A 22,181-nucleotide genomic window follows, 5' to 3' on the forward strand; every position below is an offset into this window, starting at 1 on the left:
TCGCCTCCTACTCAGCTTAAAGCTTCTTAGCGTTTTCCAATACGTCTTCAATCGCGCCGCAGTACATGAATGCCTGCTCTGGGATATCGTCGTATTCACCGGCTAGAAGACCTTTGAAACTACGTAGCGTATCTTTCAATGATACGTAGATACCTGGAGAACCAGTAAAGACTTCCGCAACGTGGTAAGGCTGAGTAAGGAAACGTTCAATCTTACGTGCACGAGATACAGCTTGCTTATCTTCTTCAGACAGCTCGTCCATACCCAGGATTGCGATGATATCTTTCAGTTCTTTATAGCGCTGCAGGATACTCTGAACACCACGGGCGATGTCATAGTGCTCCTGACCAACCACTAGAGGATCAAGCATACGAGATGTTGAATCCAGTGGGTCGATTGCCGGGTACAGACCTAGCGATGCGATCTGACGAGACAGTACAACCGTCGCATCAAGGTGCGCGAACGTTGTTGCTGGCGATGGGTCAGTCAAGTCATCGGCTGGTACGTATACTGCCTGAACAGAAGTGATAGAACCTGACTTCGTTGACGTAATACGCTCCTGAAGTACACCCATCTCTTCTGCCAGTGTTGGCTGATAACCTACCGCAGATGGCATACGGCCTAGTAGTGCCGATACCTCTGTACCCGCTAGGGTATAACGGTAGATGTTATCGATGAACAGCAGTACGTCACGGCCTTCGTCACGGAAGCGCTCAGCCATAGTCAGACCAGTCAGAGCTACACGCAGACGGTTACCCGGTGGCTCGTTCATCTGACCGTAAACCATCGCTACTTTCGATTCTTCAGGATTCTCAACGTTAACCACGCCCGCTTCCTGCATCTCGTAGTAGAAGTCGTTACCTTCACGAGTACGCTCACCAACACCTGCAAATACAGATAGACCTGAGTGCTGGATAGCGATGTTGTTGATAAGCTCCATCATGTTAACGGTCTTACCTACACCCGCACCACCGAACAGGCCGATTTTACCACCCTTGGCGAATGGACAAATCAGGTCGATAACTTTAACGCCAGTCTCAAGCAGCTCAGTCGCATTAGACTGCTCTTCATAGCTTGGTGCTTCACGGTGAATTGCGTAACGCTCTTTCTCACCGATATCACCACACTCATCAATTGGCTGGCCCAGAACGTTCATGATACGTCCTAGGGTTGCTGTACCAACTGGAACTTCAATAGGGCGGCCTGTATTTTCAACAGACAAACCACGACGTAAGCCATCAGAAGTACCCATAGCGATACCACGTACAACACCGCCACCTAGCTGCTGCTGAACTTCAAGAACAAGTGTACCGTTCTCTTTCGCATCAACGTGTAGGGCATCATATACCTGTGGTACAGAGTCCTGTGGAAACTCTACGTCGACTACCGCACCGATGATCTGTACGATCTTACCTGTAGCCATCGTTAATCCTCTAAACTTATTAATTCTTTGCCTTAAACAGCAGCCGCACCAGAAACGATTTCTGACAGTTCTTGTGTAATCGCCGCCTGACGGGCTTTGTTGTACACAAGCTGCAGTTCATCAATCAAGTTTCCTGCATTATCTGTTGCTGCTTTCATCGCAACCATTCGGGCCGCTTGCTCACTGGCAAGGTTCTCGACCACACCCTGATATACCTGAGATTCGGCATAGCGAACCAGCAGGGTATCCAGCAGGGCTTTTGGCTCGGGCTCATAAATGTAGTCCCAAGAATGGTTGCGCTGCATTTCTTCGTCTTCCGACTTAGGCAAAGGCAGCAATTGATCGATCACTGGGTCCTGAACCATGGTATTTACAAACTTGTTGTATACCAGATACAGGCGATCCAATTGGCCTTCATCATATTTCTTCAGCATTACGCCGACAGTACCAATCAGCTCATCAACCGATGGGTTATCACCCAAACCGGAAACCTGAGCTGCTACGTTACCGCCGTAGCTGTTAAAGAATGCTGTCGCCTTTGCGCCTACCAGCGCCAAGTCAACTTCCGCACCCTGATCTGACCATTTCTGGATATCTGTGATAGCTTGCTTGAACAGGTTAATGTTCAGGCCACCACACAAACCACGGTCAGTAGAAACAATGATGTAACCAACGCGCTTGGCTTCACGCTCTTCGAGATAAGGATGCTTATACTCAAGGCTACCAAGGGCGATATGACCGATCACTTTGCGCATAGTTTGTGCGTATGGACGTGATGATTCCATCGCGTCTTGCGTTTTACGCATTTTTGACGCGGCAACCATTTCCATCGCTTTTGTGATCTTCTGTGTGTTTTGCACACTGCCGATCTTATTACGAATCTCTTTTGCGCTGGCCATCGTTACTCTCCGTTAGTAGGTGATCGCAAGCGATCACCAACCAATTACCAAGTCTGGGTCGCTTTGAAATCTTCAACCAGTTTCACAAACTGAGCTTCAATTTCATCGTTCCAAGCACCCGTTTCATCAACCTGAGACACTAGCTCAGCATAATGAGCTTTGGCATATGAAAGCAACGCAGCTTCGAAGTCAGCAAGCTTATTCAGCTCAACATCAAGCAAATAGCCTTTTTCCGCAGCGAAGATAACAAGAGCTTGCTCGAACACAGACATTGGCGCGTACTGCTTCTGCTTCATCAGCTCTGTTACTTTCTGACCGTGGTCTAGCTGCTTCTTGGTTGCTTCATCAAGGTCAGAGGAGAACTGGGCAAATGCCGCTAGTTCACGGTACTGTGCAAGCGCAGTACGGATACCACCAGACAGTTTCTTGATGATCTTGGTCTGAGCAGAACCACCTACACGCGATACAGAGATACCTGGGTCAACCGCTGGACGAATACCGGCGTTGAACAGCTCTGTCTGTAGGAAGATCTGACCATCAGTGATCGAGATAACGTTAGTCGGTACGAATGCTGATACGTCACCAGCCTGCGTTTCGATAATTGGAAGCGCAGTTAGGGAACCAGTACGACCTTTCACTTCACCGTTAGTGAATTTTTCTACGTAGTTTTCGTTAACACGAGCAGCACGCTCAAGTAGACGTGAGTGTAAGTAGAAAACGTCACCAGGGAAGGCTTCACGGCCTGGCGGACGACGAAGAAGTAGCGAGATCTGACGGTAAGCAACAGCCTGCTTAGACAGGTCATCGTATACGATCAGTGCATCTTCACCGCGGTCACGGAAGTATTCACCCATTGCACAACCTGCGTATGGCGCAAGGTATTGCAACGCTGCTGCTTCAGAAGCCGATGCCACAACAACAATTGTGTTTTCCAGTGCACCGTGCTCTTCCAGTTTGCGAACTACGTTAGCGATAGTTGACGCTTTCTGGCCGATAGCAACATAAACAGAGTAAATACCAGAACCTTTCTGGTTAATGATCGCATCAATCGCCATCGCTGTTTTACCAGTCTGACGGTCACCGATAACTAGCTCACGCTGGCCACGGCCGATTGGGATCATTGAGTCAACCGCTTTATAACCAGTCTGTACTGGCTGATCGACAGATTTACGATCGATTACACCCGGTGCAATAACTTCAACAGGAGAGAATGTCTCTGTTTCAATTGGACCTTTACCATCGATAGGCTCACCCAGCGTGTTAACAACACGGCCAAGTAGCGCCGGGCCAACTGGTACTTCAAGAATTCGACCAGTACCTGTTACTTTCATGCCTTCCTGAAGGTCAGCATATGGGCCCATTACAACCGCACCTACCGAGTCACGCTCAAGGTTAAGTGCCAGTGCATAACGGCCACCAGGTAATTCAATCATTTCACCTTGCATTACGTCTGCAAGGCCATGGATACGAATGATACCGTCGCTTACTGATACGATAGTACCTTCGTTGCGAGCTTCACTTACAACGTTGAAATTTTCAATACGCTGTTTGATCAGTTCGCTAATTTCCGTGGAATTAAGTTGCATGCTCCAATTCCCCAAATCAAGACTGCAAGGTATCGCTCAGGCGGTTTAGCTTACCGCGTACTGAGTTATCGATGACCAAGTCTCCAGCTCTAATCACAACCCCGGCAATCAGGGTCTCGTCTACACTGCAATTCAGCTTAACTTTACGTTCCAGACGCTGTTCCAGTTTTGTACTGATTGCTTCAAGTTGGCTATCGTCCAAGGCAACTGCTGAGGTTACAGAGGCATCGATAGTCTTTTCATGTTCACTTTTCAGGAACATAAACTCGTCACAAACAGCTGGAAGTGCTTTCAGACGTCCGTTTTCAGCCATCACTTTAATCAAGTTCTGACCGAATTCGTTGAGTTGCTCACCGCCTACTGAAATGAAAATTTCAGTTAGCTTGTCGGCAGCATAACCGCTATCCAAGATATCCTGGATAGTGTCATTCTTTGCTACCTCAGCAGTAAAGGCGAGCATTTCAGCCCATTGGGCCAGCTCACCTTTCTCAACCGCAAAATCAAAGGCTGCTTTAGCGTAGGGGCGTGCGATAGTAGTCATTTCCGACATGTGCTTGCCCCTTTAATTACAGTTCTGCAGTGACTTTGTTAAGAAGATCAGCATGAGCGTCTTTATCGATAGAACGCTCAATGATTTTCTCAGCACCAATCACAGCCAGAGTTGCAACTTGTTTTCGTAGATCATCACGTGCGCGGTTACGTTCAGCTTCGATCTCAGCAAGACCTTGGGCCAGAATTTTGTCACGCTCAGCTAAGGCTTCAGTCTTAGCTTCGTCGATGATCTGAGCTTTGCGCTTGTTCGCTTGCTCTACGATCTCAGTTGCAGTGCGTTTCGCTTCTTTCAATTGATCAGAAGCATTAGCCTGCGCTAGGTTCAGGTCTTTGGAAGCACGATCAGCGGCCGCCAAACCGTCAGCAATTTTCTTCTGACGTTCTTCAATCGCTTCCATAATTGGTGGCCATACATATTTCATGCAGAACACCACAAATAGGAAAAACGCGATTGCCTGACCCAACAAAGTTGCATTCATATTCACAACTGCATCTCCTTAAAAAGGGTTGCTAGGGGTCCGTTCGTTTTTGTTATTAACCAGCTAGTTGGCCAACGAATGGGTTTGCGAATGTGAATAGTAGAGCGATAACGATACCGATCATTGGAACCGCATCAAGCAGACCTGCAATGATGAACATCTTAACCTGCAGCATAGGTGCCATTTCTGGTTGACGCGCTGCACCTTCAAGGAATTTACCACCAAGAAGTGCGAAGCCGATCGCTGTACCCAGTGCAGCAAGACCTACAATGATGCCCACGGCAATTGCAGAAAAGCTTAGTAAAGTTTCCATCACTATCTCCAGTTTATAGTTGTCGGCTAAAGTGCCAATAAAAAAAATCAATAATTTACAAATAATCGCTAATGATTGTCTTCATGCGCCTGAGACAGGTACACAATAGTCAACATCATAAACACGAATGATTGAATTGTAATGACTAGGACGTGGAAAATAGCCCACGGTAGCGAGCCCAGCCATTGTGCCCACCACGGCATCAACGCCGCGATAAGGATAAACACCACCTCACCAGCAAACATGTTACCGAACAAACGCATACCAAGCGAAATAGGCTTCGCAAGCAGCGATACTACTTCAAGCAGCAAGTTGAACGGAATCATGATCGGATGATTGAACGGATGAAGAGCCAGTTCTTTAGCAAAACCGCCAAGGCCTTTGATTTTGATGCTGTAATAAAGCATCAAAGCAAAAACACCCAACGCCATTGCCATGGTGATGTTGACATCAGCACTCGGTACTACCTTAAGATAAGGAATACCTAACCAGTGCTCCGCCGGATAAGGGAGAAAATCAATTGGCACCAAGTCCATGATATTCATCAGCATAATCCAACAGAAAATGGTCAGAGCCAAAGGAGCGATCAGTTTGTTGCGGCCATGAAAGGTCTCTTTAACGCTGCTATCAACGAATTCAACCATTATTTCCACAAAACACTGTAGCTTACCTGGAACTCCTGATGTCGCTGTTTTCGCTGCCTTGCGGAACAGACCTAAAAAGATCAATCCCGTTAGGACAGAGAAAAACAGGCTGTCTATATGAACCGTCCAGAATCCCTCGCCACCGACAGTCAAGTTTGTCAGGTGGTGAGTAATGTAGCCTGACGGCGTTAGCGCTTCACCTGGCGCAGCCATAACTCATCCTATTTGTTGTTGTTAATGAATAAAACCGGCCCAAAGATATTAATACCGAGTGCCAGCAAATAGGTCAGTTTGAGGGGAACAAGTTCCACCTCGACATACAGGTAAACAATGGCAAACAGGATAACTGTGATGAGAATTTTCAGCACTTCCCCGCCATAAAATGACGCCATGATCAACCGCGCCTTGCGGGCACCACTGAACAGAAAAGCACACTTAGCAAAGACAGCATTGGCAACCACAAAGATGCCACCGCCGAGTAGTGCGGAGATTCCCCAGTCAACACTGACAGCAAACACTGCCAAAATTGCCGTTGTCAAAACGACGCCAGATTGTAGTAACAGCAACCTTTTCGCCAGCTGGCGTCCCGGTCTTACTAGCGCCGATACCATGTATTCGTTCCTCGAGTCCATTCCACTACACAAACGTCGTGCTGGGAAAACTGCGAAAATTATACGGTGGATCAGATTGAATGCAATCTAATCACATTAAAAAAAAGTGTTAGATTTTACAACACAATAACCTGATCACGTCATTGTCATCATTGCAATTAAATATGTTCGATACGCGTCACATTTCATGACCAAACATTGCAATGAATTGCTTTAATTTGTCTGCTTCGTCAAAGCTGAAAACGATCTTGCCCTTGCCATTTTTTTGCTGGTTGATTGCCACCTGAGTACCAAAATGTTCACTTAGGTGGTTTTCAGCCGCTTCCAGCACTGGGTTGATCTCTTTGGCTTTCGGCTCCTCTGCCGGGGCCAGCATCTTTTTGACCAGCTTTTCAGTATCACGGACGGTCAACATTTTTGCTACAACCGCTTGTGCCGCTTCTAACTGAGCCTCTGCATCCAGCGGCAGCAGGGCACGAGCATGACCCATTTCCAACAGGCTCTGCTCAACCAAACGCTTCACTGGTTCGGCCAACTGGTTAAGCCTCAACAAGTTAGATACAGTTGTACGAGACTTACCAACCGCTTCTGCGACCTGCTGATGGGTCAGTGAAAACTCACTCTGCAGTCGCTCCAATGCCTGCGCCTCCTCGATGGCATTAAGATCCTCACGCTGGATATTCTCAATCAGCGCGATTGCCACCGTGGCACGGTCATTCACATCCTTAATGATACAAGGGACTTTCTGAAGCCCAGCTTGACGAGCCGCTCGCCAGCGTCTTTCACCGGCAATGATCTCGAATTGTTGCGGTGCAAGTTCCCGTACCACAATCGGCTGGATCACCCCTTGGGCACGGATGGAGTCACTCAACTCGGCCAGCGCTTCATCCGACATATCTTTACGCGGCTGAAACTGTCCGGGCTGCAGCATCTGGACCGATAAGTCTTGTAGCCGTCCATCAGCTGACAAGGTTTGTGCCTTGTCGGCACTCTGTTTTTTTGCTTGTGCTACCGAGCTGGTTGCCAGCAGCGCATCAAGGCCCTTGCCCAGGCCTCGTTTACTCATGTTCATTGTTAACCCTTATGCATCCACAGTACCGGCACTACGCTCAATTTCATCACGGCGGATAATTTCACCGGCAAGCGCAAGGTAAGCCTTAGCACCGCTTGAATACTTGTCATAGTACATCGCCGGGCGACCATGACTCGGCGCCTCAGCCAGACGGACGTTACGTGGGATCACGGTACGGTAAACTTTCTCGCCAAAGTGCTTTTTCAACTGTTGCGACACTTCATTAGCTAACCGGTTACGCGGGTCGTACATGGTACGCAGCAGACCTTCAATTTTAAGATCGGCGTTCACCACAGCGGTCAGCTTACTGATGGTATCCATCAATGCGGTCAGGCCTTCCAGCGCAAAGTATTCACACTGCATAGGGACAAGTACAGAATCTGCAGCTGTCATAGCATTGATTGTAAGAAGGTTTAATGCAGGAGGACAATCGATAAAGATGAAATCATAGTTATCACGAACTACCTCTAAAGCATTACGCAAGCGCACTTCGCGAGCAAAGACTTCCATTAATTTGATTTCGGCAGCGGTCACGTCACCATTGGCGGCAATCAGGTGATAGCCGCCGGTGGTGTCAGTGATCGCCACCTCGTTGAATGGGGTTTCTTCGACCAGAAGATCATAGGCAGTGGCATCGACCTGGTATTTGTCCACACCGCTGGCCATGGTGGCATTGCCCTGAGGATCCAGATCAATAACCAGAACTTTGCGCTGTGTAGCGGCCAGTGATGCCGCAAGATTGACGCAAGTGGTGGTTTTACCCACGCCTCCTTTCTGATTGGCTACAGCTATGACTCTTCCCACAAAAAAACCTCATCAATTAACCCTTTGCCGTCAAGATTACTAGATGACGCTCCCCATCTAACTCAGGGACTTGCAAAGATTTGACTTCGGTCACAGAACACCACTCAGGAAGTTCTGCCACCTCTTGTTGATTAAACTGTCCTTTCAGTGCCATAAAACACCCGCCTTCTGTCGGCAGGTGATGACACCAGGACACCATATCGTTCAGCGAAGCAAAGGCACGGCTCAGTACTACATCAAAGCCTTGCTCTGGCTGAAATTCCTCAACCCGGCTCTGAACTGGCGTTACATTGCCAATCCCCAGCTCGTGGATCACCTGACGAATGAAGCGAATTCGCTTACCCAAGCTATCGAGCAAGGTAAATTCCTTGTCCGGATTCATAATAGCCAACGGGATACCCGGCAGGCCAGGGCCAGTGCCGACATCGATAAAGCGCTCACCACTAAGGTGAGTGCTTACCACAATACTATCCATGATATGTTTCACTAACATCTCATTAGGATCGCGAACTGAGGTCAAATTATACGCTTTGTTCCACTTATGAAGCAGAGCAACATACCCAACCAGTTGCTCAACTTGCTGTTCTGTGACCTCAAGGTCTGTTTGCGCAATAAGTTGCGCCAAACGCTGTTTCACTGATGACTCCTATTCGCCTTTTTTCAGCATGCCTTGTTTTTTCAGGTAAACCAGCAGCAGCGAAATTGCTGCCGGGGTAACGCCTGAAATACGTGACGCCATACCGATAGTTTCCGGTTTGGCATCATTCAGTTTCGCCACCACTTCGTTTGACAGTCCCTTTACCACGCTATAGTCCAAATCCAATGGTAGCTTGGTTTTTTCATGGCGCAGTGATTTTTCGACTTCGTCTTTCTGACGATCGATGTAACCCTGGTACTTCACCTGGATTTCCACCTGTTCGCGAGCCTGAATGTCATCATGGGCCGGCGCAAACGCCTCGATCGCCGTTAGCTGATCGTAAGTCACTTCCGGACGACGCAGAAGATCTTCACCGCTGGCCTCACGGACGATCGGTGTTTTAAGGATCTTATTCAGCTCTTCAACATGATCCGAATTCGGCGTGATCCAGATATCTTTCAGGCGCTGACGCTCCTGTTCCATGTTTTCGATTTTCTGATTGAAACGCGCCCAGCGCTCATCATCAACCAGGCCAAATTCTCGACCAATTTCAGTCAGGCGCAAGTCGGCATTATCTTCACGCAGCAGCAGGCGGTATTCAGCACGAGAAGTAAACATACGGTACGGTTCTTTCGTACCCATGGTCGACAAATCATCAATCAATACGCCCATATAAGCCTGATCACGACGTGGACTCCAACCTTCTTTGTCCTGCGCCAACAGCGCGGCGTTCATACCTGCCAGCAAGCCTTGTGCCGCTGCTTCTTCGTAACCGGTAGTACCATTGATCTGGCCAGCAAAGAACAAACCCCGGATAAATTTCGTCTCGAAAGTTTGCTTCAAATCGCGTGGATCAAAGAAATCATACTCAATGGCATAGCCAGGACGCACAATAGCTGCGTTTTCAAAACCTTGCATTGAGCGGACAATTTGCATCTGCACGTCAAACGGCAGGCTGGTGGAGATACCGTTCGGATACAGCTCATGGGTTGTCAGGCCTTCAGGCTCAATGAAGATCTGGTGGCTGTTCTTATCGGCAAAGCGCATCACCTTGTCTTCAATCGACGGGCAGTAACGCGGACCAATACCTTCAATCACACCGGAATACATTGGGCTGCGATCCAAGTTATTACGGATCACATCATGTGTGCGCTCGTTAGTGTGGGTGATAAAACATGGGATCTGGCGTGGATGATCCGACGGTTTGCCCATGAACGAGAATAATGGCGTCGGGTTATCACCGTGCTGTGCCTGCAGTTGGCTGAAATCGACAGTGCGGGCATCGATACGTGGTGGTGTACCGGTTTTCAGACGATCAACACGGAACGGTAGCTCACGCAGTCGGTTAGCCAGCGCGATCGATGGTGGATCCCCTGCACGGCCGCCGCTGTAATTCTCCAGACCGATATGGATCTTACCGCCAAGGAAGGTACCAACCGTTAGAACAACGGATTTAGCACGGAATTTCAGACCCATTTCAGTCACTACACCGACAACACGATCATTATCAACGATCAAGTCATCTACGGATTGCTGGAACAACATCAGGTTCGGCTGATTTTCCAGTTTTTCACGTACCGCCGCCTTGTACAGCGCACGATCTGCCTGAGCTCGGGTTGCACGAACTGCAGGACCTTTTGAAGAGTTCAGCGTACGGAACTGGATTCCGCCTTTGTCGATCGCCTGGGCCATCAGACCCCCCAGGGCATCAACTTCTTTAACCAGGTGTCCTTTCCCGATCCCGCCAATGGCTGGGTTACACGACATTTGTCCCAGCGTATCGATATTATGCGTAAGCAGTAGGGTTTTTTGTCCCATACGGGCTGCGGCTAATGCGGCTTCAGTACCGGCATGACCACCACCAACCACGATGACATCAAAATTTTCCTGGTAAAACATGAAACTACCTCGGGTATTCAAAATCGCCAGTGAGTTATCTACGAGCAAAGGAGGATCATTCTATCCTGTTTCAGGGAAAGAGAGAATCATTAGTGAAGATCATTTGATCAAGAGAAAATGGCTTCTTAAATATATATAAGATCTTTTAAAGAGATCTTCTGTTAGATCTATTATATAGATCGCCAGATCATGTGGATAAGTGATAAATGATCCTAATGATCATGGTGTTAGGGAGGATCATTAGCTGTGGAACAGCATGGATCTTCGTAAGGATTAGCTGGGATCAAAATGGCTACTTATCAACAGGGGGTAGGGGCGATTAAATTTATACAATGGATAACTATGGTTTGATCACCGGAAAGATCTATAGTTATCCACAGAAAAAAGTTTAAAAAACGCGTGAAAATTGAATAAAAGTAGCCGGCTTTTTATTCACAGAAGCACTTTTTCCATTCCTGGAACCAGTTTTCGGCTGGATCTTCTGGTACCGGATCCTGTGATACATCGATGTCAAGACGCTCTCCTAAGTGGGTGGCACCGAGTGAGCCAAGTAGTTGATCTAGGTTTTTTGCGGCGGCACAGAAGGTGTCGTAGCTGCTGTCACCTAAGCCGATAACGGCGTATTTCAGTTGGGAAAGATCTGGTTTTTGCTCGCTTAGCTGTTGGATGAAAGGCTGAATGTTATCCGGGAATTCGCCGGCACCATGCGTGGAGCAGACCACCAGCCAGGTACTATCGTGTGGCAGTTCGGCTAAATCGGCTCGGTTGACGATGTCGGTTTGGTGGCCTTCTTGTTCCAGTAGCTCGGACAGGTGGTCGGCGACATATTCGGCACCGCCTAGGGTGCTGCCGGTGATCAGGGTGATTTGACTCATAATATCCTCAGTATAAACGGATGGTTTTCCCTGATTGTACTGGTTGGATAATAAGATAAAAGAGACAAAAGGTAGGTTTATTCACAGGCTGTAAACGAAAACAGGGCCAGGAAGGGGATGATCCCTTCGCTGGCCCCGTCTTGCGTTCGGTGGTGGATCCGGTTATTTGCCGATACAGAACGAGGTAAAGATCCGGCCTAAAAGATCATCTGAGGTGAATTCACCGGTGATCTCGCTCAGGTGTTGCTGGGCAAGGCGTAGTTCTTCTGCCAGGATTTCCCCGGCCATGAACCCTTCTAGTTGCTCTTTACCGGTTTCCAGGTGCGTTGCAGCGCGTTCCAAGGCCTCCAGGTGGCGGCGGCGGGCCATGAAGCCCCCTTCGGTCGTGCCGGCAAACCCCATGCATTCCTTGAGGTGCTCACGCAGGTTATCGATGCCGTCACCAGTACGGGCTGACAGGCGGATCAGGGTAGGATTGCTGATATGGCAGATCCCAGCTTCTTCGCCAGTGAGTTCGACTTTATTGCGGATCACCGTCAGGCCCATGCTTTCCGGTAGGCGCTCGATAAAGTCCGGCCAGATTTCTTTCGGGTCGGTGGCATCGGTGGTGGTACTGTCGACCATGAACAGTACACGGTCGGCTTGCTGGATTTCGTCCCAGGCTCGCTCGATACCGATACGTTCGACTTCATCGGAGGCTTCTCGCAAGCCAGCGGTGTCGATGATATGCAGTGGCATGCCATCGATGTGGATATGTTCGCGCAAGACATCCCGGGTGGTTCCTGCAATGTCGGTGACGATGGCGGAGTCTTTACCTGACAGGGCGTTAAGCAGGCTGGATTTACCGGCATTCGGGCGGCCGGCAATCACCACTTTCATCCCTTCACGTATGATGGATCCTTGATTGGCTTCGCGGCGAACGGCTTCCAGGCGGTCGATGATGCCGTTCAGATCACCGCTGACCCTGCCGTCAGACAGAAAGTCGATTTCCTCTTCCGGGAAGTCGATGGCAGCTTCGACGTAGATACGCAGGTGGATCAGTGCTTCAACCAGTTCATTTACTCGGGTTGAGAAAGCGCCCTGGAGCGATTTAAAGGCACTTTTCGCCGCTTCTTCGGAGCTGGCATCAATCAGGTCGGCAATCGCCTCTGCCTGCGCCAGGTCGAGCTTGTCGTTCATGAAAGCTCGTTCTGAAAACTCACCTGGACGGGCGGCACGAATGCCGTCGATGTGCAGGATGCGCTTGATCATCATGTCCATCAGGACCGGGCCGCCATGGCCCTGCAGTTCCAGTACATCTTCGCCGGTGAAGGAATTAGGTCCTTTGAAAAATAAGGCGATGCCCTGATCCAGTGCGCTTCCGTCCTCGTTTTTGAAAGGCAGGTACTCTGCATAGCGAGGCTTGAGTTCACGGCCGGCAACCGCAAGAGCAACTTCTTTGGCCTTTGGGCCGGAGACGCGAATAATGCCCACGCCGCCACGGCCCGGAGGGGTGGCCTGCGCAACAATGGTATCAGTATGTTCGATCATAATTTTGGCTTAGCTTGGTAAATTCGCTGCAATTGTAAACAGACTAGTTGGGAAAACCTAGTCATCGCAAGCATTCCGCTTGATAGATGCAGGTGTTAGAAATCAGGAAAACAAAAAAGGCGACCTTAAGGCCGCCTTTTAGGACAGGTATTCACATTACTTGGAATGCAGACCTTTTTTCTCTAATGAACGGTAAATCAGCGTCTGCTGGATTAGCGTCACGATGTTCGATACCAGCCAGTACAGAACCAGGCCAGATGGGAACCACAGGAAGAAGAAAGTGAACATCACTGGCATGAAAGTCATGATCTTCTGCTGCATTGGATCCGTTACTGTCGATGGGCTCATCTTCTGGATCAGGAACATGGTTACACCCATCAGGATCGGTAGCACGAAGTACGGGTCCTGCGCAGACAGATCGTGGATCCAGCCAAAGAACGGCGTATGACGCAGCTCAACAGATTCCATCAATGACCAGTAAAGGGCAATAAAGATTGGCATCTGTAGCAAGATAGGTAAACAGCCACCCAGTGGGTTTACTTTCTCTTTCTTGTACAGCTCCATCATTTCCTGGCTCATGCGCTGGCGGTCGTCGCCCAGGCGCTCACGCATTGCCTGTAGTTTAGGCTGCAGCATGCGCATTTTCGCCATTGATGTGTACTGCGCTTTAGTTAGCGGGTACATTGCACCACGAACGATGAAGGTTAACACCATGATTGCCACACCCCAGTTCACCACGATGCTCTGGATGAACGACAGTAGGCTGTGCAGCGGGCTTGCGATGAACCATAGCCAGCCGTAATCAACTGTCAGGTTCAGGTTGGCTGCAGTTGCTTCCATCTGATCCTGTAGTTTAGGACCTACCCACAGGGTTGATGTTAGTGTTTGCTCACTACCAGGTGCCACTGTTGACGTTGGCATACGGATACCGATGTAGCCCAGGCCGTTGCCGGTACGGGTGTATAGGTTAGTTGCACCGGCGTTGCGTGGGATCCATGCAGAGACGAAGTAGTGCTGCATCATTGCCGCCCAGCCCTGATCGTTGATAGTCAGGTTCAGGTTCTTGTCCTGCATATCGTCGAAGCTGTACTTTTTGTACTTGGTGTCGTCAGCTGAGTAGGCACCGCCGTGGTAAGTTGGCATCGCCAGGTTGCCGCCAGCATCGACCAGGTTCTGCTTTAACTGAGCATACATTTGAACACTGGCTGCAGCGTCAGTCTGGTTGTCGATGGTGTATTCAACATCAACAGCGTAGCTGCCGCGCTTCAGAACAAATGTCTTGGTGTAGCTGATGCCGTCTTTTTCGTACGTCATTGGTACACGTAGTTCGTCTTGGCCGTCAGCCAAAGTGAAGCTGTCAGCGTCAACGCTCAGCTGGGCACGGCCGGCTGTTGTGTCGATACCGTTGACACCAATCAGGCCTGATTGGGCCGTAAATTTGTAATCTGGGGTGTTTTTCAGCAATACAAACGGGTCTGCTGAATCAAGTTCATTGTCGTAAGCCAGAAGTTTGGCTTCGATGACATCGCCACCAAGCGTATCGACAGTAAGCGCCAGTACATCTGTATTGATGGTGATTAGGTTGTTGGACGTGCTTTGGTCAGTAATCGGCTGGCCGTCACCTGTATGTGAAGGAACATCACCACTGTTGTTGACTTGTTGCTCTACACCCTGGGTTGGAGTCTGAGGGCTGTTATCCATGTTCCACTGCTGGAACAGCAGGAACGAGACAAACAGTAGGGCAATTAACAGAATATTGCGTTGGGAATCCATCGTTACTTATCTCTGTCGTTATGCTTGGTTGGCGGAACGGGGTCATAACCACCGTCGTTTAAAGGATGACATCTTAATAGACGTTTCGCTGCGAACCAACAACCTTTTATCGCTCCATGCGTTTTTATTGCTTCAATTGCGAACTGAGAACATGTAGGGGTAAAGCGACAGCGTGGTCCAATAAGTGGACTTATTGTCAGTTGGTAAAAGCGGACTAGTCCGATGACTAGCCACGCGAAGGGCGAGACAGGCGATGCCATAATTTATCTAGCAACTTGAAAAGTTCTTCGTTGCTCAGCTCACTGGCACTTTTCTTTGCAATCACGACGAAATCTTTGGCTGGCAGATCAGCTTGCTTTAGACGGAAACTTTCACGCACGGCGCGCTTGAATTTGTTTCTGCCGACAGCGGTTTTGATCTGTTTTTTAGGAACAGCCAAGCCGAGACGAGGATGATCGAGTTCGTTAGAACGGGCAAGAATAGTTAAGTGGGGAGAGCCAGCACGATGAGCTTGCTGGAAGACTTTTTTGTAATGTTCGGGAGTTAACAGACGTAACTCCCGAGAAAAAGCGAGCTTATTCAAAATAATCAGAGATTACTTAGAAAGACGCTTACGGCCTTTAGCGCGACGTGCGTTGATTGTTGCGCGACCGTTCTTAGTAGCCATGCGTGCACGGAAGCCGTGAGTACGCTTGCGCTTTAGAACTGAAGGTTGAAAAGTGCGTTTCATGGTTTTACCTTAAATTAACTGATCAGTTTTTAAGTTTTGTTACTGAGTTTCCGACTGCGAACAATCGGACCTCTTAACAAAGAGGCGGAATTGTAATCACTGGCCTTTAAATAGTCAATGATTATACCCGCAGAGAACTACGGGCGCTGAATTATACTTCTTGTGGCGCTAAGTGCAAGGATCCTTATTGGATCCCAACTTGGCGCAGGAACTTCTGTAATCGCGGATCTTGCGGATTAGTGAAGATCTGAGCCGGTGTGCCTTGTTCGACAAACTCGCCGTCGGCCATAAAGATCACCCGGTCAGCGACTTCGCGGGCAAATTGCATCTCATGGGTGACCACCAGCATGGTCTGGTGGCGGGTGGCCAGCTTCTGCATTAGGGTCAGTACTTCGCCGACCCATTCCGGATCCAGCGCTGATGTCGGTTCGTCAAACAGCAGTAGCTCGGCTTCCAGTGCCATTGCCCGGCCGATACCGACCCGTTGCTGCTGGCCGCCGGACAGGGCGGCCGGGTAATGATCCCCTTTATCGCTAAGCCCGATGTCATCCAGGATCTGCTGGGCACGTTGGTGGGCTTCCTCTTTTTTCCATCCTTTGACGGTGACCAATCCCTCTGCAATATTTTGTCTCGCTGTAAGGTGAGAAAAGAGGGCATAGTTCTGAAATACAAAGCCGGTCTTGCGGCGCAGGGCGAGGATATCGCTTTTGACTGCTTGTTGGCAATTAATGGTCACATCGTCAATAGTGATCTGACCTTGGTTGGCCATTTCTAGAAAGTTAATGCAGCGCAGTAGCGTCGATTTCCCGGTGCCGGACGGGCCGATAACCACTACGATTTCCCCTTTATCGATATTCAGGTTGATGCCGGAGAAAATAGCGGCGTCGCCAAAGCATTTGGTGAGGTTGTTGATTTTTATCATCGCATATATGCCTTGTTCAATTTCATTTCCGCCCAGTTCTGAATGCGGGTTAGGATTAGTACCATGACCCAGTACACTAGGGCGACAGCCAGGAAGGCTTCGAAGAACTTGAAGCTTGATGAGGCTTCCATTTGCGCCTTGGCCATGATTTCCGTCACCCCGAGCGTGAAGGCCAGTGAGGTCGATTTGATCATGTCGATAAAGTAATTCATCAGTGACGGCAGCGCGACCCGGGTGGCTTGCGGCAGGATGATCCGGCGCATTGCCTGAAGTTCGGTCATGCCGATCGATAAGCTGGCTTCTCGTTGGCTGCGGTCGATACCGATAATGGCGGCACGGATACTCTCGGCTTTGTAGGCGGCAAAGTGCAGGCTCAGGCCGATCACCGCAGCGCTGAAGGCATCAAGGCCGACGAACACGGGAAAGACCTGAGGCAGGCCGTAGTAAAGTAAAAACAGTTGCACCAGTAATGGGGTGCCGCGGAAGAAGCTGATATAGAGCTGACTTATCTGATCCGGCCCCGGGATTTTATACACCCGGATCAGCGCCAGTGTGACAGCAATCGCAAGGGCAAACAGCAGGCCCCAGAATGCCATATTCAGTGTGGTACCCAGGTATTTCAATAAAATGGGCAACAACGATAGCATGTAGTTAAAATCAAAACCCATAGTGGTTCAGTATTCCATCGTCAGGGGGAGAGAAGCGATAAAGACTCACCACGTAGTGAGCCTTCATGTCTATGAACCGTTTAGATAAATGGTGCGATAGACTGGGTTACTGCGTAATATCAGCGGCAAACCACTTAACCGATATTTCTGCCAAGGTGCCGTCACGGCGCATGGCTTCTAAGGCCTGGTTTACTTCGTCGCGAAGTTTCTCGCCCTTGTTTCCTTTGATAAATGGCCAGGCGTTTTCGATTTTCTCAAAGGGTTCGCCTGCCAATTGCAGTGGTAGGTTGGCTTTTTTGATTAGCTCCACGGATGACAGGCGGTCCATGACAAACGCATCGGTGCGACCCAGTGCCACATCATGCTCGATACCGGTGTCATAGGTCTTAATATTGATTTTTCCGTCCTTATCCAGCTCGCGCAGCAGTTGTTCATAGTTCGAGCCCAGATTTACGCCAACGTTTTTTCCGTTAAGGTCGCCTGTGCTTTTGATGCTGTCATTGCCTTTTCGAACCACCAGCTGGGCACCGTCAATCACATAAGGAGTCGAAAACAGGTATTTGGCTTTACGTTCATCGGTGATGGTTATCTGATTCGAGATGGTATCGATACGACCGGTTTCCAAAAGGCCGAAAAGGCCAGAGAAGTTAGCGGTCACAAACTCAACGTTGTAGTCATTGCGCTTGCCTATTTCATTCCACAGATCCACCTCAAAGCCCTGCAGCTTGTCTTGTTTGACGAAAGTAAACGGAAAATAGCGTCCTGACATTCCGACTTTTACATCGGTGGCGGCCATGGCGGCTTGGCTGGCGGTCAAGGTTAGTGCTACGGCTGTCAGTGTTGTTTTTACCCAGCTTTTCATCCTGTCTACTCCTCAGATGGCTGTGATGATTCTCTGTTTGCGACATCCTATACGGTTATAACTGGCTTTCTTAAATAACGAAGAGTTATTAAAAATAACTAATTGTTTGCACCTTGATCCTAGTCGTTGTTAATAGAATTGTGGGTAAGGGTTGGTAAAATTGTGCTGATCTTGCCGTTTGGTGTGCGATCTATGTGCATAAGTCCGATCTTATTCACTGGATCTGCGATCTCTTTGCTGGCGATCCTGAGCCAGCAGGTATAAAATTGCATCCCTTTTTGTGTTTTGTTATTCAGTGTGGAGTCGAGCTTGTCATCTTCGCTTTGGTTGCAGTGCCTTCAACGCCTTCAGGAAGAACTCCCTGCAACAGAATTCAGTATGTGGGTTCGACCGCTTCAGGCCGAGTTAAACGGTAATTCGCTGACTTTGTTTGCGCCGAACCGCTTTGTGCTTGATTGGGTACGTGATAAGTACCTCAATAATATTAATCGTCTGCTGAATGAATTTTGCGGCAATGATGTACCTATGCTGCGCTTTGAGGTGGGGAGCCGTCCTGTTTCTGCACCACCTCCGCAACCGGTGGCCGCTCCTGCTCCGGTTGTCGCACCAGTAAGTCGGGTTCGTGATGATTCACCGGCTCGTACCTGGGAGCCTGCGCCGTCACCGGTGCAGCCGGAGTCTCCGGGTGGGTATCGTTCAAACGTTAATCCGAAACACAACTTCAACAATTTTGTTGAAGGTAAGTCGAACCAGCTTGGCCTGGCTGCCTGTCGGCAGGTGGCTGACAATCCGGGGGCGGCTTATAACCCGCTGTTCCTGTATGGTGGAACAGGCCTGGGTAAGACTCACCTGCTGCACGCTGTTGGCAATGCGATTGCGGATCGCAAGCCTAATGCCAAAGTGGTCTACATGCATTCCGAGCGTTTCGTACAGGATATGGTTAAGGCCCTGCAGAACAATGCCATCGAAGAATTCAAACGCTATTACCGCAGTGTTGATGCGCTGCTGATCGATGACATTCAGTTCTTTGCCAATAAAGAGCGTTCGCAGGAAGAGTTTTTCCATACCTTTAATGCGTTGCTTGAAGGCAACCAGCAAATCATTCTGACCTCTGACCGCTACCCGCGCGAGATTAACGGGGTGGAAGACCGCCTTAAATCGCGTTTTGGTTGGGGCTTGACGGTAGCTATTGAGCCACCGGAGCTGGAAACCCGTGTCGCGATCCTGATGAAGAAAGCCGAGGATCACAATATCCGCCTGGCTGACGAAGTTGCTTTCTTTATTGCCAAGCGCCTGCGCTCCAATGTGCGTGAGCTGGAAGGGGCGCTGAACCGTGTTATCGCCAATGCCAACTTTACTGGTCGGGCGATCACGATTGATTTTGTCCGTGAAGCCCTGCGAGATTTGCTTGCGCTTCAGGAAAAGTTGGTAACGATTGATAATATTCAGAAGACGGTAGCGGAATACTATAAAATAAAGATGGCTGATATGCTGTCTAAGCGCCGTTCGCGCTCCGTGGCTCGTCCGCGCCAGATGGCGATGGCCCTGGCGAAAGAATTGACTAACCACAGCCTGCCGGAAATCGGTGATGCTTTTGGTGGCCGCGACCATACCACGGTGCTGCACGCCTGCCGTAAGATCGAGCAGCTGCGTGAAGAAAGCCACGATATAAAAGAAGATTATTCAAACCTAATTAGAACACTGTCGTCTTGATATGAAATTTACCGTCGAACGCGAACAACTATTAAAACCGCTGCAGCAGGTCTCTGGTGCCCTTGGCGGTCGTCCTTCTTTGCCTATTCTGGGCAATATTTTATTGCAGGTCGAAGATGGCTGCTTGTCGATGACAGGTACCGATCTGGAAGTGGAGCTGGTTGCCAAAGTGGCACTGGCTGCGGATTTCGAGCCGGGTGCAATCACTGTCCCGTCGCGTAAATTTCTCGACATTTGCCGTGGTCTGCCGGACAGCGCTAACATTGCCGTGAGCCTTGAAGGTGATCGCGTGCTCATTCGCTCCGGCCGTAGCCGCTATTCTTTGTCGACGTTGCCGGCAGCAGATTTCCCGAATATTGATGACTGGCAGAGCGAGGTTGAAATGACCTTGCCGCAAGGCCAGCTGCGCCATTTGATCGACAGCACCCAGTTTTCGATGGCCCACCAGGATGTGCGTTATTACCTTAACGGTATGCTGTTTGAAACCGAAGGCAAGCACCTGCGATCGGTTTCGACTGACGGCCACCGTATGGCAGTGTGCGCCACTGAGTTGGATATTGAGCCGCCGAGTAAGCAGATCATTGTTCCTCGTAAAGGGGTACTGGAGCTGGTTCGCTTGCTGGATACGCCGGATGCGATGGTGGATATCCGTTTCGGTAACTCGAACTTGCGTGCGGTGGTGAATAACTTCGTCTTTACGACCAAGCTGGTTGATGGGCGTTTCCCGGATTACCGCCGGGTAATGCCGCAAAATAGCACTAAGTCTGTTGAAGCCAGTTGTGATGAATTGCGCAAAGCGTTCTCTCGTGCGGCAATTTTGTCTAACGAGAAGTTCCGTGGTGTGCGCCTGAACTTGTCTAACGGCGAGATGCGCATCACAGCCAACAACCCTGAGCAGGAAGAGGCTGAAGAGTTTCTGGATGTGAGCTATGAGGGCGAGGAGCTGGAAATCGGCTTTAACGTAAATTACGTGCTAGATGTACTTAACACCCTCAAGTGTGAACAGGTACGCTGGTCGCTGACTGATGCTAACGCCAGTGCGCTGCTAGAAGATAGCGCTAACGGGGATGCTCTGTACGTTGTGATGCCAATCAGACTCTAGGGCATGACACTTACTCGTCTAATCGTCAAAGATTTCCGAAACATTGAAGCTTGCGACTTGTCTTTGTCGGCAAGCTTCAATTTTCTTGTCGGTGCTAACGGTAGCGGCAAGACCAGTGTCTTAGAGGCGATCTACTACCTTGGCCATGGCCGTTCTTTCCGTAGTCACCTGACAGGAAGGGTGATCCGGCATGAGCAACAAGAGTTGTTTGTTCATGGCCGGTTGCAGACTACCTCTAATATGGAGCTGCCGCTGGGGATCAATAAAAAGCGTGATGGTACCACCGAAGTCAAGATTGCTGGCGAAGGTGGTCAGAAGCTGGCTCAGCTGGCACAGGTACTGCCACTGCAGCTGATCACCCCGGAAGGTTTTGACTTATTGATAGGGGGGCCGAAATACCGCCGCTCGTTTATCGATTGGGGGGTATTTCATGTTGAGCCTAAGTTTTACCATGCCTGGAGTCGGGTTAAGCGCCTGACCAAACAGCGCAATGCGTTATTGAAGACGGCCCGCAGCTATCGTGAGCTGAGCTATTGGGATCAGGAGCTGGCGCTGCTTGCTGAGGAGATCAGTGAGTGGCGCAGTCAGTACCTTGAGGCCGTCAAGCAAAAAGCCGCGGAGATCTGCCAGGGCTTTTTGCCTGAATATGATATTCAGTTGGGGTACTACCGCGGCTGGGAAAAAGAAACACCTTATGCCGAGCTGCTAAAGCGTAATTTTGAACGTGATAGCCAGCTGGGTTACACCGCAAGCGGGCCACATAAGGCCGACTTGCGGATCAAGGTTGCCGGTACACCAGTTGAGGACGTATTGTCCCGTGGTCAGCTGAAGCTGATGGTTTGTGCCTTGCGATTGGCACAGGGACTTCACCTGACCGAAGCAACTGGTAAACCGTGTATATATTTAATTGATGATTTTGCTTCCGAGCTGGATAGCCATAGGCGTGCGCTGTTGGCGCAACGGTTAAAGGAAACCAACGCCCAGGTGTTCATCAGTGCGATCAGCAATGAGCAAATTGCCGAAATGCATGATGAAAATGGCAAGATGTTTCATGTGGAACACGGTAAAATAACCGCAGGATAATTAA

At 49.6% G+C, this 22,181-nt stretch carries 24 protein-coding genes; 3 read left to right on the top strand and 21 right to left on the bottom strand.

The genetic code is table 11. The features are described from left to right. Window positions 1-16 precede the first annotated feature (16 nt). The 21 genes from atpD to Q0852_RS19075 all read right to left on the bottom strand — a co-directional run bounded on the left by atpD (window position 17) and on the right by Q0852_RS19075 (window position 18,279). Window positions 17-1,423: a F0F1 ATP synthase subunit beta gene (atpD, locus tag Q0852_RS18975; RefSeq protein WP_299020726.1), complete on the bottom strand. Its 1,407-nt coding sequence runs from the start codon at window positions 1,421-1,423 to the stop codon at window positions 17-19. A 32-nt stretch (window positions 1,424-1,455) separates the two neighbouring features. Then, window positions 1,456-2,322, bottom strand: coding sequence for a F0F1 ATP synthase subunit gamma (gene atpG, locus Q0852_RS18980; RefSeq protein ID WP_299020728.1), 867 nt, complete (start codon window positions 2,320-2,322; stop codon window positions 1,456-1,458). 44 nt (window positions 2,323-2,366) lie between these two features. After that, the gene (gene atpA, locus Q0852_RS18985) at window positions 2,367-3,908 is read right to left on the bottom strand and encodes a F0F1 ATP synthase subunit alpha (protein WP_299020730.1); all 1,542 of its coding nucleotides are present in this window, start codon (window positions 3,906-3,908) and stop codon (window positions 2,367-2,369) included. A 16-nt stretch (window positions 3,909-3,924) separates the two neighbouring features. Further along, complete coding sequence (gene atpH / locus Q0852_RS18990) at window positions 3,925-4,458, bottom strand: F0F1 ATP synthase subunit delta (RefSeq protein WP_299020733.1); 534 nt, start codon at window positions 4,456-4,458, stop codon at window positions 3,925-3,927. Window positions 4,459-4,474: 16 nt separating this feature from the next. Then, window positions 4,475-4,945, bottom strand: coding sequence for a F0F1 ATP synthase subunit B (gene atpF / locus Q0852_RS18995; RefSeq protein WP_299020736.1), 471 nt, complete (start codon window positions 4,943-4,945; stop codon window positions 4,475-4,477). A gap of 49 nt (window positions 4,946-4,994) precedes the next feature. Beyond that, window positions 4,995-5,252 carry a F0F1 ATP synthase subunit C gene (atpE, locus tag Q0852_RS19000; RefSeq protein ID WP_005302247.1) on the bottom strand — a complete coding sequence of 86 codons (258 nt, stop codon included), beginning with the start codon at window positions 5,250-5,252 and terminating at the stop codon, window positions 4,995-4,997. Window positions 5,253-5,320: 68 nt separating this feature from the next. Continuing rightward, window positions 5,321-6,109 carry a F0F1 ATP synthase subunit A gene (gene atpB / locus Q0852_RS19005; protein ID WP_299020814.1) on the bottom strand — a complete coding sequence of 263 codons (789 nt, stop codon included), beginning with the start codon at window positions 6,107-6,109 and terminating at the stop codon, window positions 5,321-5,323. A gap of 8 nt (window positions 6,110-6,117) precedes the next feature. Continuing rightward, window positions 6,118-6,507, bottom strand: coding sequence for a F0F1 ATP synthase subunit I (locus Q0852_RS19010; protein WP_299020815.1), 390 nt, complete (start codon window positions 6,505-6,507; stop codon window positions 6,118-6,120). Window positions 6,508-6,685: 178 nt separating this feature from the next. Continuing rightward, a complete protein-coding gene (locus tag Q0852_RS19015; protein ID WP_299020915.1) occupies window positions 6,686-7,573 on the bottom strand; it encodes a ParB/RepB/Spo0J family partition protein in 888 nt (295 codons plus the stop codon). A gap of 15 nt (window positions 7,574-7,588) precedes the next feature. Next, window positions 7,589-8,383, bottom strand: a complete 795-nt coding sequence (locus tag Q0852_RS19020; protein WP_299020817.1) for a ParA family protein — start codon at window positions 8,381-8,383, stop codon at window positions 7,589-7,591. Between the two features lie 16 nt (window positions 8,384-8,399). Next, window positions 8,400-9,020 carry a 16S rRNA (guanine(527)-N(7))-methyltransferase RsmG gene (gene rsmG / locus Q0852_RS19025; RefSeq protein ID WP_299020818.1) on the bottom strand — a complete coding sequence of 207 codons (621 nt, stop codon included), beginning with the start codon at window positions 9,018-9,020 and terminating at the stop codon, window positions 8,400-8,402. A gap of 9 nt (window positions 9,021-9,029) precedes the next feature. After that, the gene (gene mnmG, locus Q0852_RS19030) at window positions 9,030-10,919 is read right to left on the bottom strand and encodes a tRNA uridine-5-carboxymethylaminomethyl(34) synthesis enzyme MnmG (RefSeq protein ID WP_299020820.1); all 1,890 of its coding nucleotides are present in this window, start codon (window positions 10,917-10,919) and stop codon (window positions 9,030-9,032) included. 428 nt (window positions 10,920-11,347) lie between these two features. Continuing rightward, a complete protein-coding gene (gene mioC, locus Q0852_RS19035) occupies window positions 11,348-11,794 on the bottom strand; it encodes an FMN-binding protein MioC (protein ID WP_299020822.1) in 447 nt (148 codons plus the stop codon). A gap of 162 nt (window positions 11,795-11,956) precedes the next feature. Further along, on the bottom strand, window positions 11,957-13,324 hold the full coding sequence (mnmE, locus tag Q0852_RS19040; protein WP_299020824.1) for a tRNA uridine-5-carboxymethylaminomethyl(34) synthesis GTPase MnmE: 1,368 nt from the start codon (window positions 13,322-13,324) through the stop codon (window positions 11,957-11,959). A 156-nt stretch (window positions 13,325-13,480) separates the two neighbouring features. Further along, window positions 13,481-15,097, bottom strand: a complete 1,617-nt coding sequence (gene yidC, locus Q0852_RS19045; protein ID WP_299020826.1) for a membrane protein insertase YidC — start codon at window positions 15,095-15,097, stop codon at window positions 13,481-13,483. Between the two features lie 2 nt (window positions 15,098-15,099). Further along, window positions 15,100-15,357, bottom strand: a complete 258-nt coding sequence (gene yidD, locus Q0852_RS19050) for a membrane protein insertion efficiency factor YidD (RefSeq protein WP_299020827.1) — start codon at window positions 15,355-15,357, stop codon at window positions 15,100-15,102. Beyond that, window positions 15,324-15,680: a ribonuclease P protein component gene (rnpA, locus tag Q0852_RS19055; protein WP_299020828.1), complete on the bottom strand. Its 357-nt coding sequence runs from the start codon at window positions 15,678-15,680 to the stop codon at window positions 15,324-15,326. Before rnpA ends, yidD begins: the two co-directional genes overlap by 34 nt. A 12-nt stretch (window positions 15,681-15,692) precedes the next feature. Then, window positions 15,693-15,827, bottom strand: a complete 135-nt coding sequence (gene rpmH / locus Q0852_RS19060) for a 50S ribosomal protein L34 (protein WP_004411068.1) — start codon at window positions 15,825-15,827, stop codon at window positions 15,693-15,695. Between the two features lie 184 nt (window positions 15,828-16,011). Then, the gene (locus tag Q0852_RS19065; RefSeq protein WP_299020867.1) at window positions 16,012-16,749 is read right to left on the bottom strand and encodes an amino acid ABC transporter ATP-binding protein; all 738 of its coding nucleotides are present in this window, start codon (window positions 16,747-16,749) and stop codon (window positions 16,012-16,014) included. Continuing rightward, window positions 16,746-17,417, bottom strand: coding sequence for an amino acid ABC transporter permease (locus Q0852_RS19070; protein WP_299020869.1), 672 nt, complete (start codon window positions 17,415-17,417; stop codon window positions 16,746-16,748). Before Q0852_RS19070 ends, Q0852_RS19065 begins: the two co-directional genes overlap by 4 nt. 106 nt (window positions 17,418-17,523) lie before the next feature. Beyond that, complete coding sequence (locus Q0852_RS19075) at window positions 17,524-18,279, bottom strand: amino acid ABC transporter substrate-binding protein (protein WP_299020871.1); 756 nt, start codon at window positions 18,277-18,279, stop codon at window positions 17,524-17,526. 309 nt (window positions 18,280-18,588) lie between these two features. Here Q0852_RS19075 and dnaA point away from each other — a divergent pair, with 309 nt between their 5' ends. The 3 genes from dnaA to recF are packed head-to-tail and all read left to right on the top strand — an operon-like array spanning window position 18,589 to window position 22,177. Next, window positions 18,589-19,992 (top strand): chromosomal replication initiator protein DnaA, encoded by a 1,404-nt coding sequence (dnaA, locus tag Q0852_RS19080; protein ID WP_299020872.1) that lies wholly within the window; start codon window positions 18,589-18,591, stop codon window positions 19,990-19,992. Between the two features lies 1 nt (window position 19,993). Beyond that, a complete protein-coding gene (gene dnaN / locus Q0852_RS19085; RefSeq protein ID WP_299020873.1) occupies window positions 19,994-21,094 on the top strand; it encodes a DNA polymerase III subunit beta in 1,101 nt (366 codons plus the stop codon). A 3-nt stretch (window positions 21,095-21,097) separates the two neighbouring features. Further along, complete coding sequence (gene recF, locus Q0852_RS19090; RefSeq protein WP_299020874.1) at window positions 21,098-22,177, top strand: DNA replication/repair protein RecF; 1,080 nt, start codon at window positions 21,098-21,100, stop codon at window positions 22,175-22,177. Window positions 22,178-22,181 lie beyond the last annotated feature (4 nt).

This window comes from uncultured Photobacterium sp. (genome assembly GCF_947502415.1).
In the GTDB taxonomy this organism is placed as follows: Bacteria; Pseudomonadota; Gammaproteobacteria; order Enterobacterales; family Vibrionaceae; genus Photobacterium.

Excerpts from the sequence above, each read along its gene's own strand:
- atpD (WP_299020726.1), bottom strand. The coding sequence starts at position 1,423 with ATGGCTACAGGTAAGATCGTACAGATCATCGGTGCGGTAGTCGACGTA.
- atpG (WP_299020728.1), bottom strand. The coding sequence starts at position 2,322 with ATGGCCAGCGCAAAAGAGATTCGTAATAAGATCGGCAGTGTGCAAAAC.
- atpA (WP_299020730.1), bottom strand. The coding sequence starts at position 3,908 with ATGCAACTTAATTCCACGGAAATTAGCGAACTGATCAAACAGCGTATT.
- atpH (WP_299020733.1), bottom strand. The coding sequence starts at position 4,458 with ATGTCGGAAATGACTACTATCGCACGCCCCTACGCTAAAGCAGCCTTT.
- atpE (WP_005302247.1), bottom strand. The coding sequence starts at position 5,252 with ATGGAAACTTTACTAAGCTTTTCTGCAATTGCCGTGGGCATCATTGTA.
- atpB (WP_299020814.1), bottom strand. The coding sequence starts at position 6,109 with ATGGCTGCGCCAGGTGAAGCGCTAACGCCGTCAGGCTACATTACTCAC.
- Q0852_RS19010 (WP_299020815.1), bottom strand. The coding sequence starts at position 6,507 with ATGGTATCGGCGCTAGTAAGACCGGGACGCCAGCTGGCGAAAAGGTTG.
- Q0852_RS19015 (WP_299020915.1), bottom strand. The coding sequence starts at position 7,573 with ATGAGTAAACGAGGCCTGGGCAAGGGCCTTGATGCGCTGCTGGCAACC.
- mnmG (WP_299020820.1), bottom strand. The coding sequence starts at position 10,919 with ATGTTTTACCAGGAAAATTTTGATGTCATCGTGGTTGGTGGTGGTCAT.
- mioC (WP_299020822.1), bottom strand. The coding sequence starts at position 11,794 with ATGAGTCAAATCACCCTGATCACCGGCAGCACCCTAGGCGGTGCCGAA.
- mnmE (WP_299020824.1), bottom strand. The coding sequence starts at position 13,324 with ATGATCGAACATACTGATACCATTGTTGCGCAGGCCACCCCTCCGGGC.
- yidC (WP_299020826.1), bottom strand. The coding sequence starts at position 15,097 with ATGGATTCCCAACGCAATATTCTGTTAATTGCCCTACTGTTTGTCTCG.
- yidD (WP_299020827.1), bottom strand. The coding sequence starts at position 15,357 with ATGGCATCGCCTGTCTCGCCCTTCGCGTGGCTAGTCATCGGACTAGTC.
- rpmH (WP_004411068.1), bottom strand. The coding sequence starts at position 15,827 with ATGAAACGCACTTTTCAACCTTCAGTTCTAAAGCGCAAGCGTACTCAC.
- Q0852_RS19065 (WP_299020867.1), bottom strand. The coding sequence starts at position 16,749 with ATGATAAAAATCAACAACCTCACCAAATGCTTTGGCGACGCCGCTATT.
- Q0852_RS19070 (WP_299020869.1), bottom strand. The coding sequence starts at position 17,417 with ATGGGTTTTGATTTTAACTACATGCTATCGTTGTTGCCCATTTTATTG.
- Q0852_RS19075 (WP_299020871.1), bottom strand. The coding sequence starts at position 18,279 with ATGAAAAGCTGGGTAAAAACAACACTGACAGCCGTAGCACTAACCTTG.
- dnaN (WP_299020873.1), top strand. The coding sequence starts at position 19,994 with ATGAAATTTACCGTCGAACGCGAACAACTATTAAAACCGCTGCAGCAG.
- recF (WP_299020874.1), top strand. The coding sequence starts at position 21,098 with ATGACACTTACTCGTCTAATCGTCAAAGATTTCCGAAACATTGAAGCT.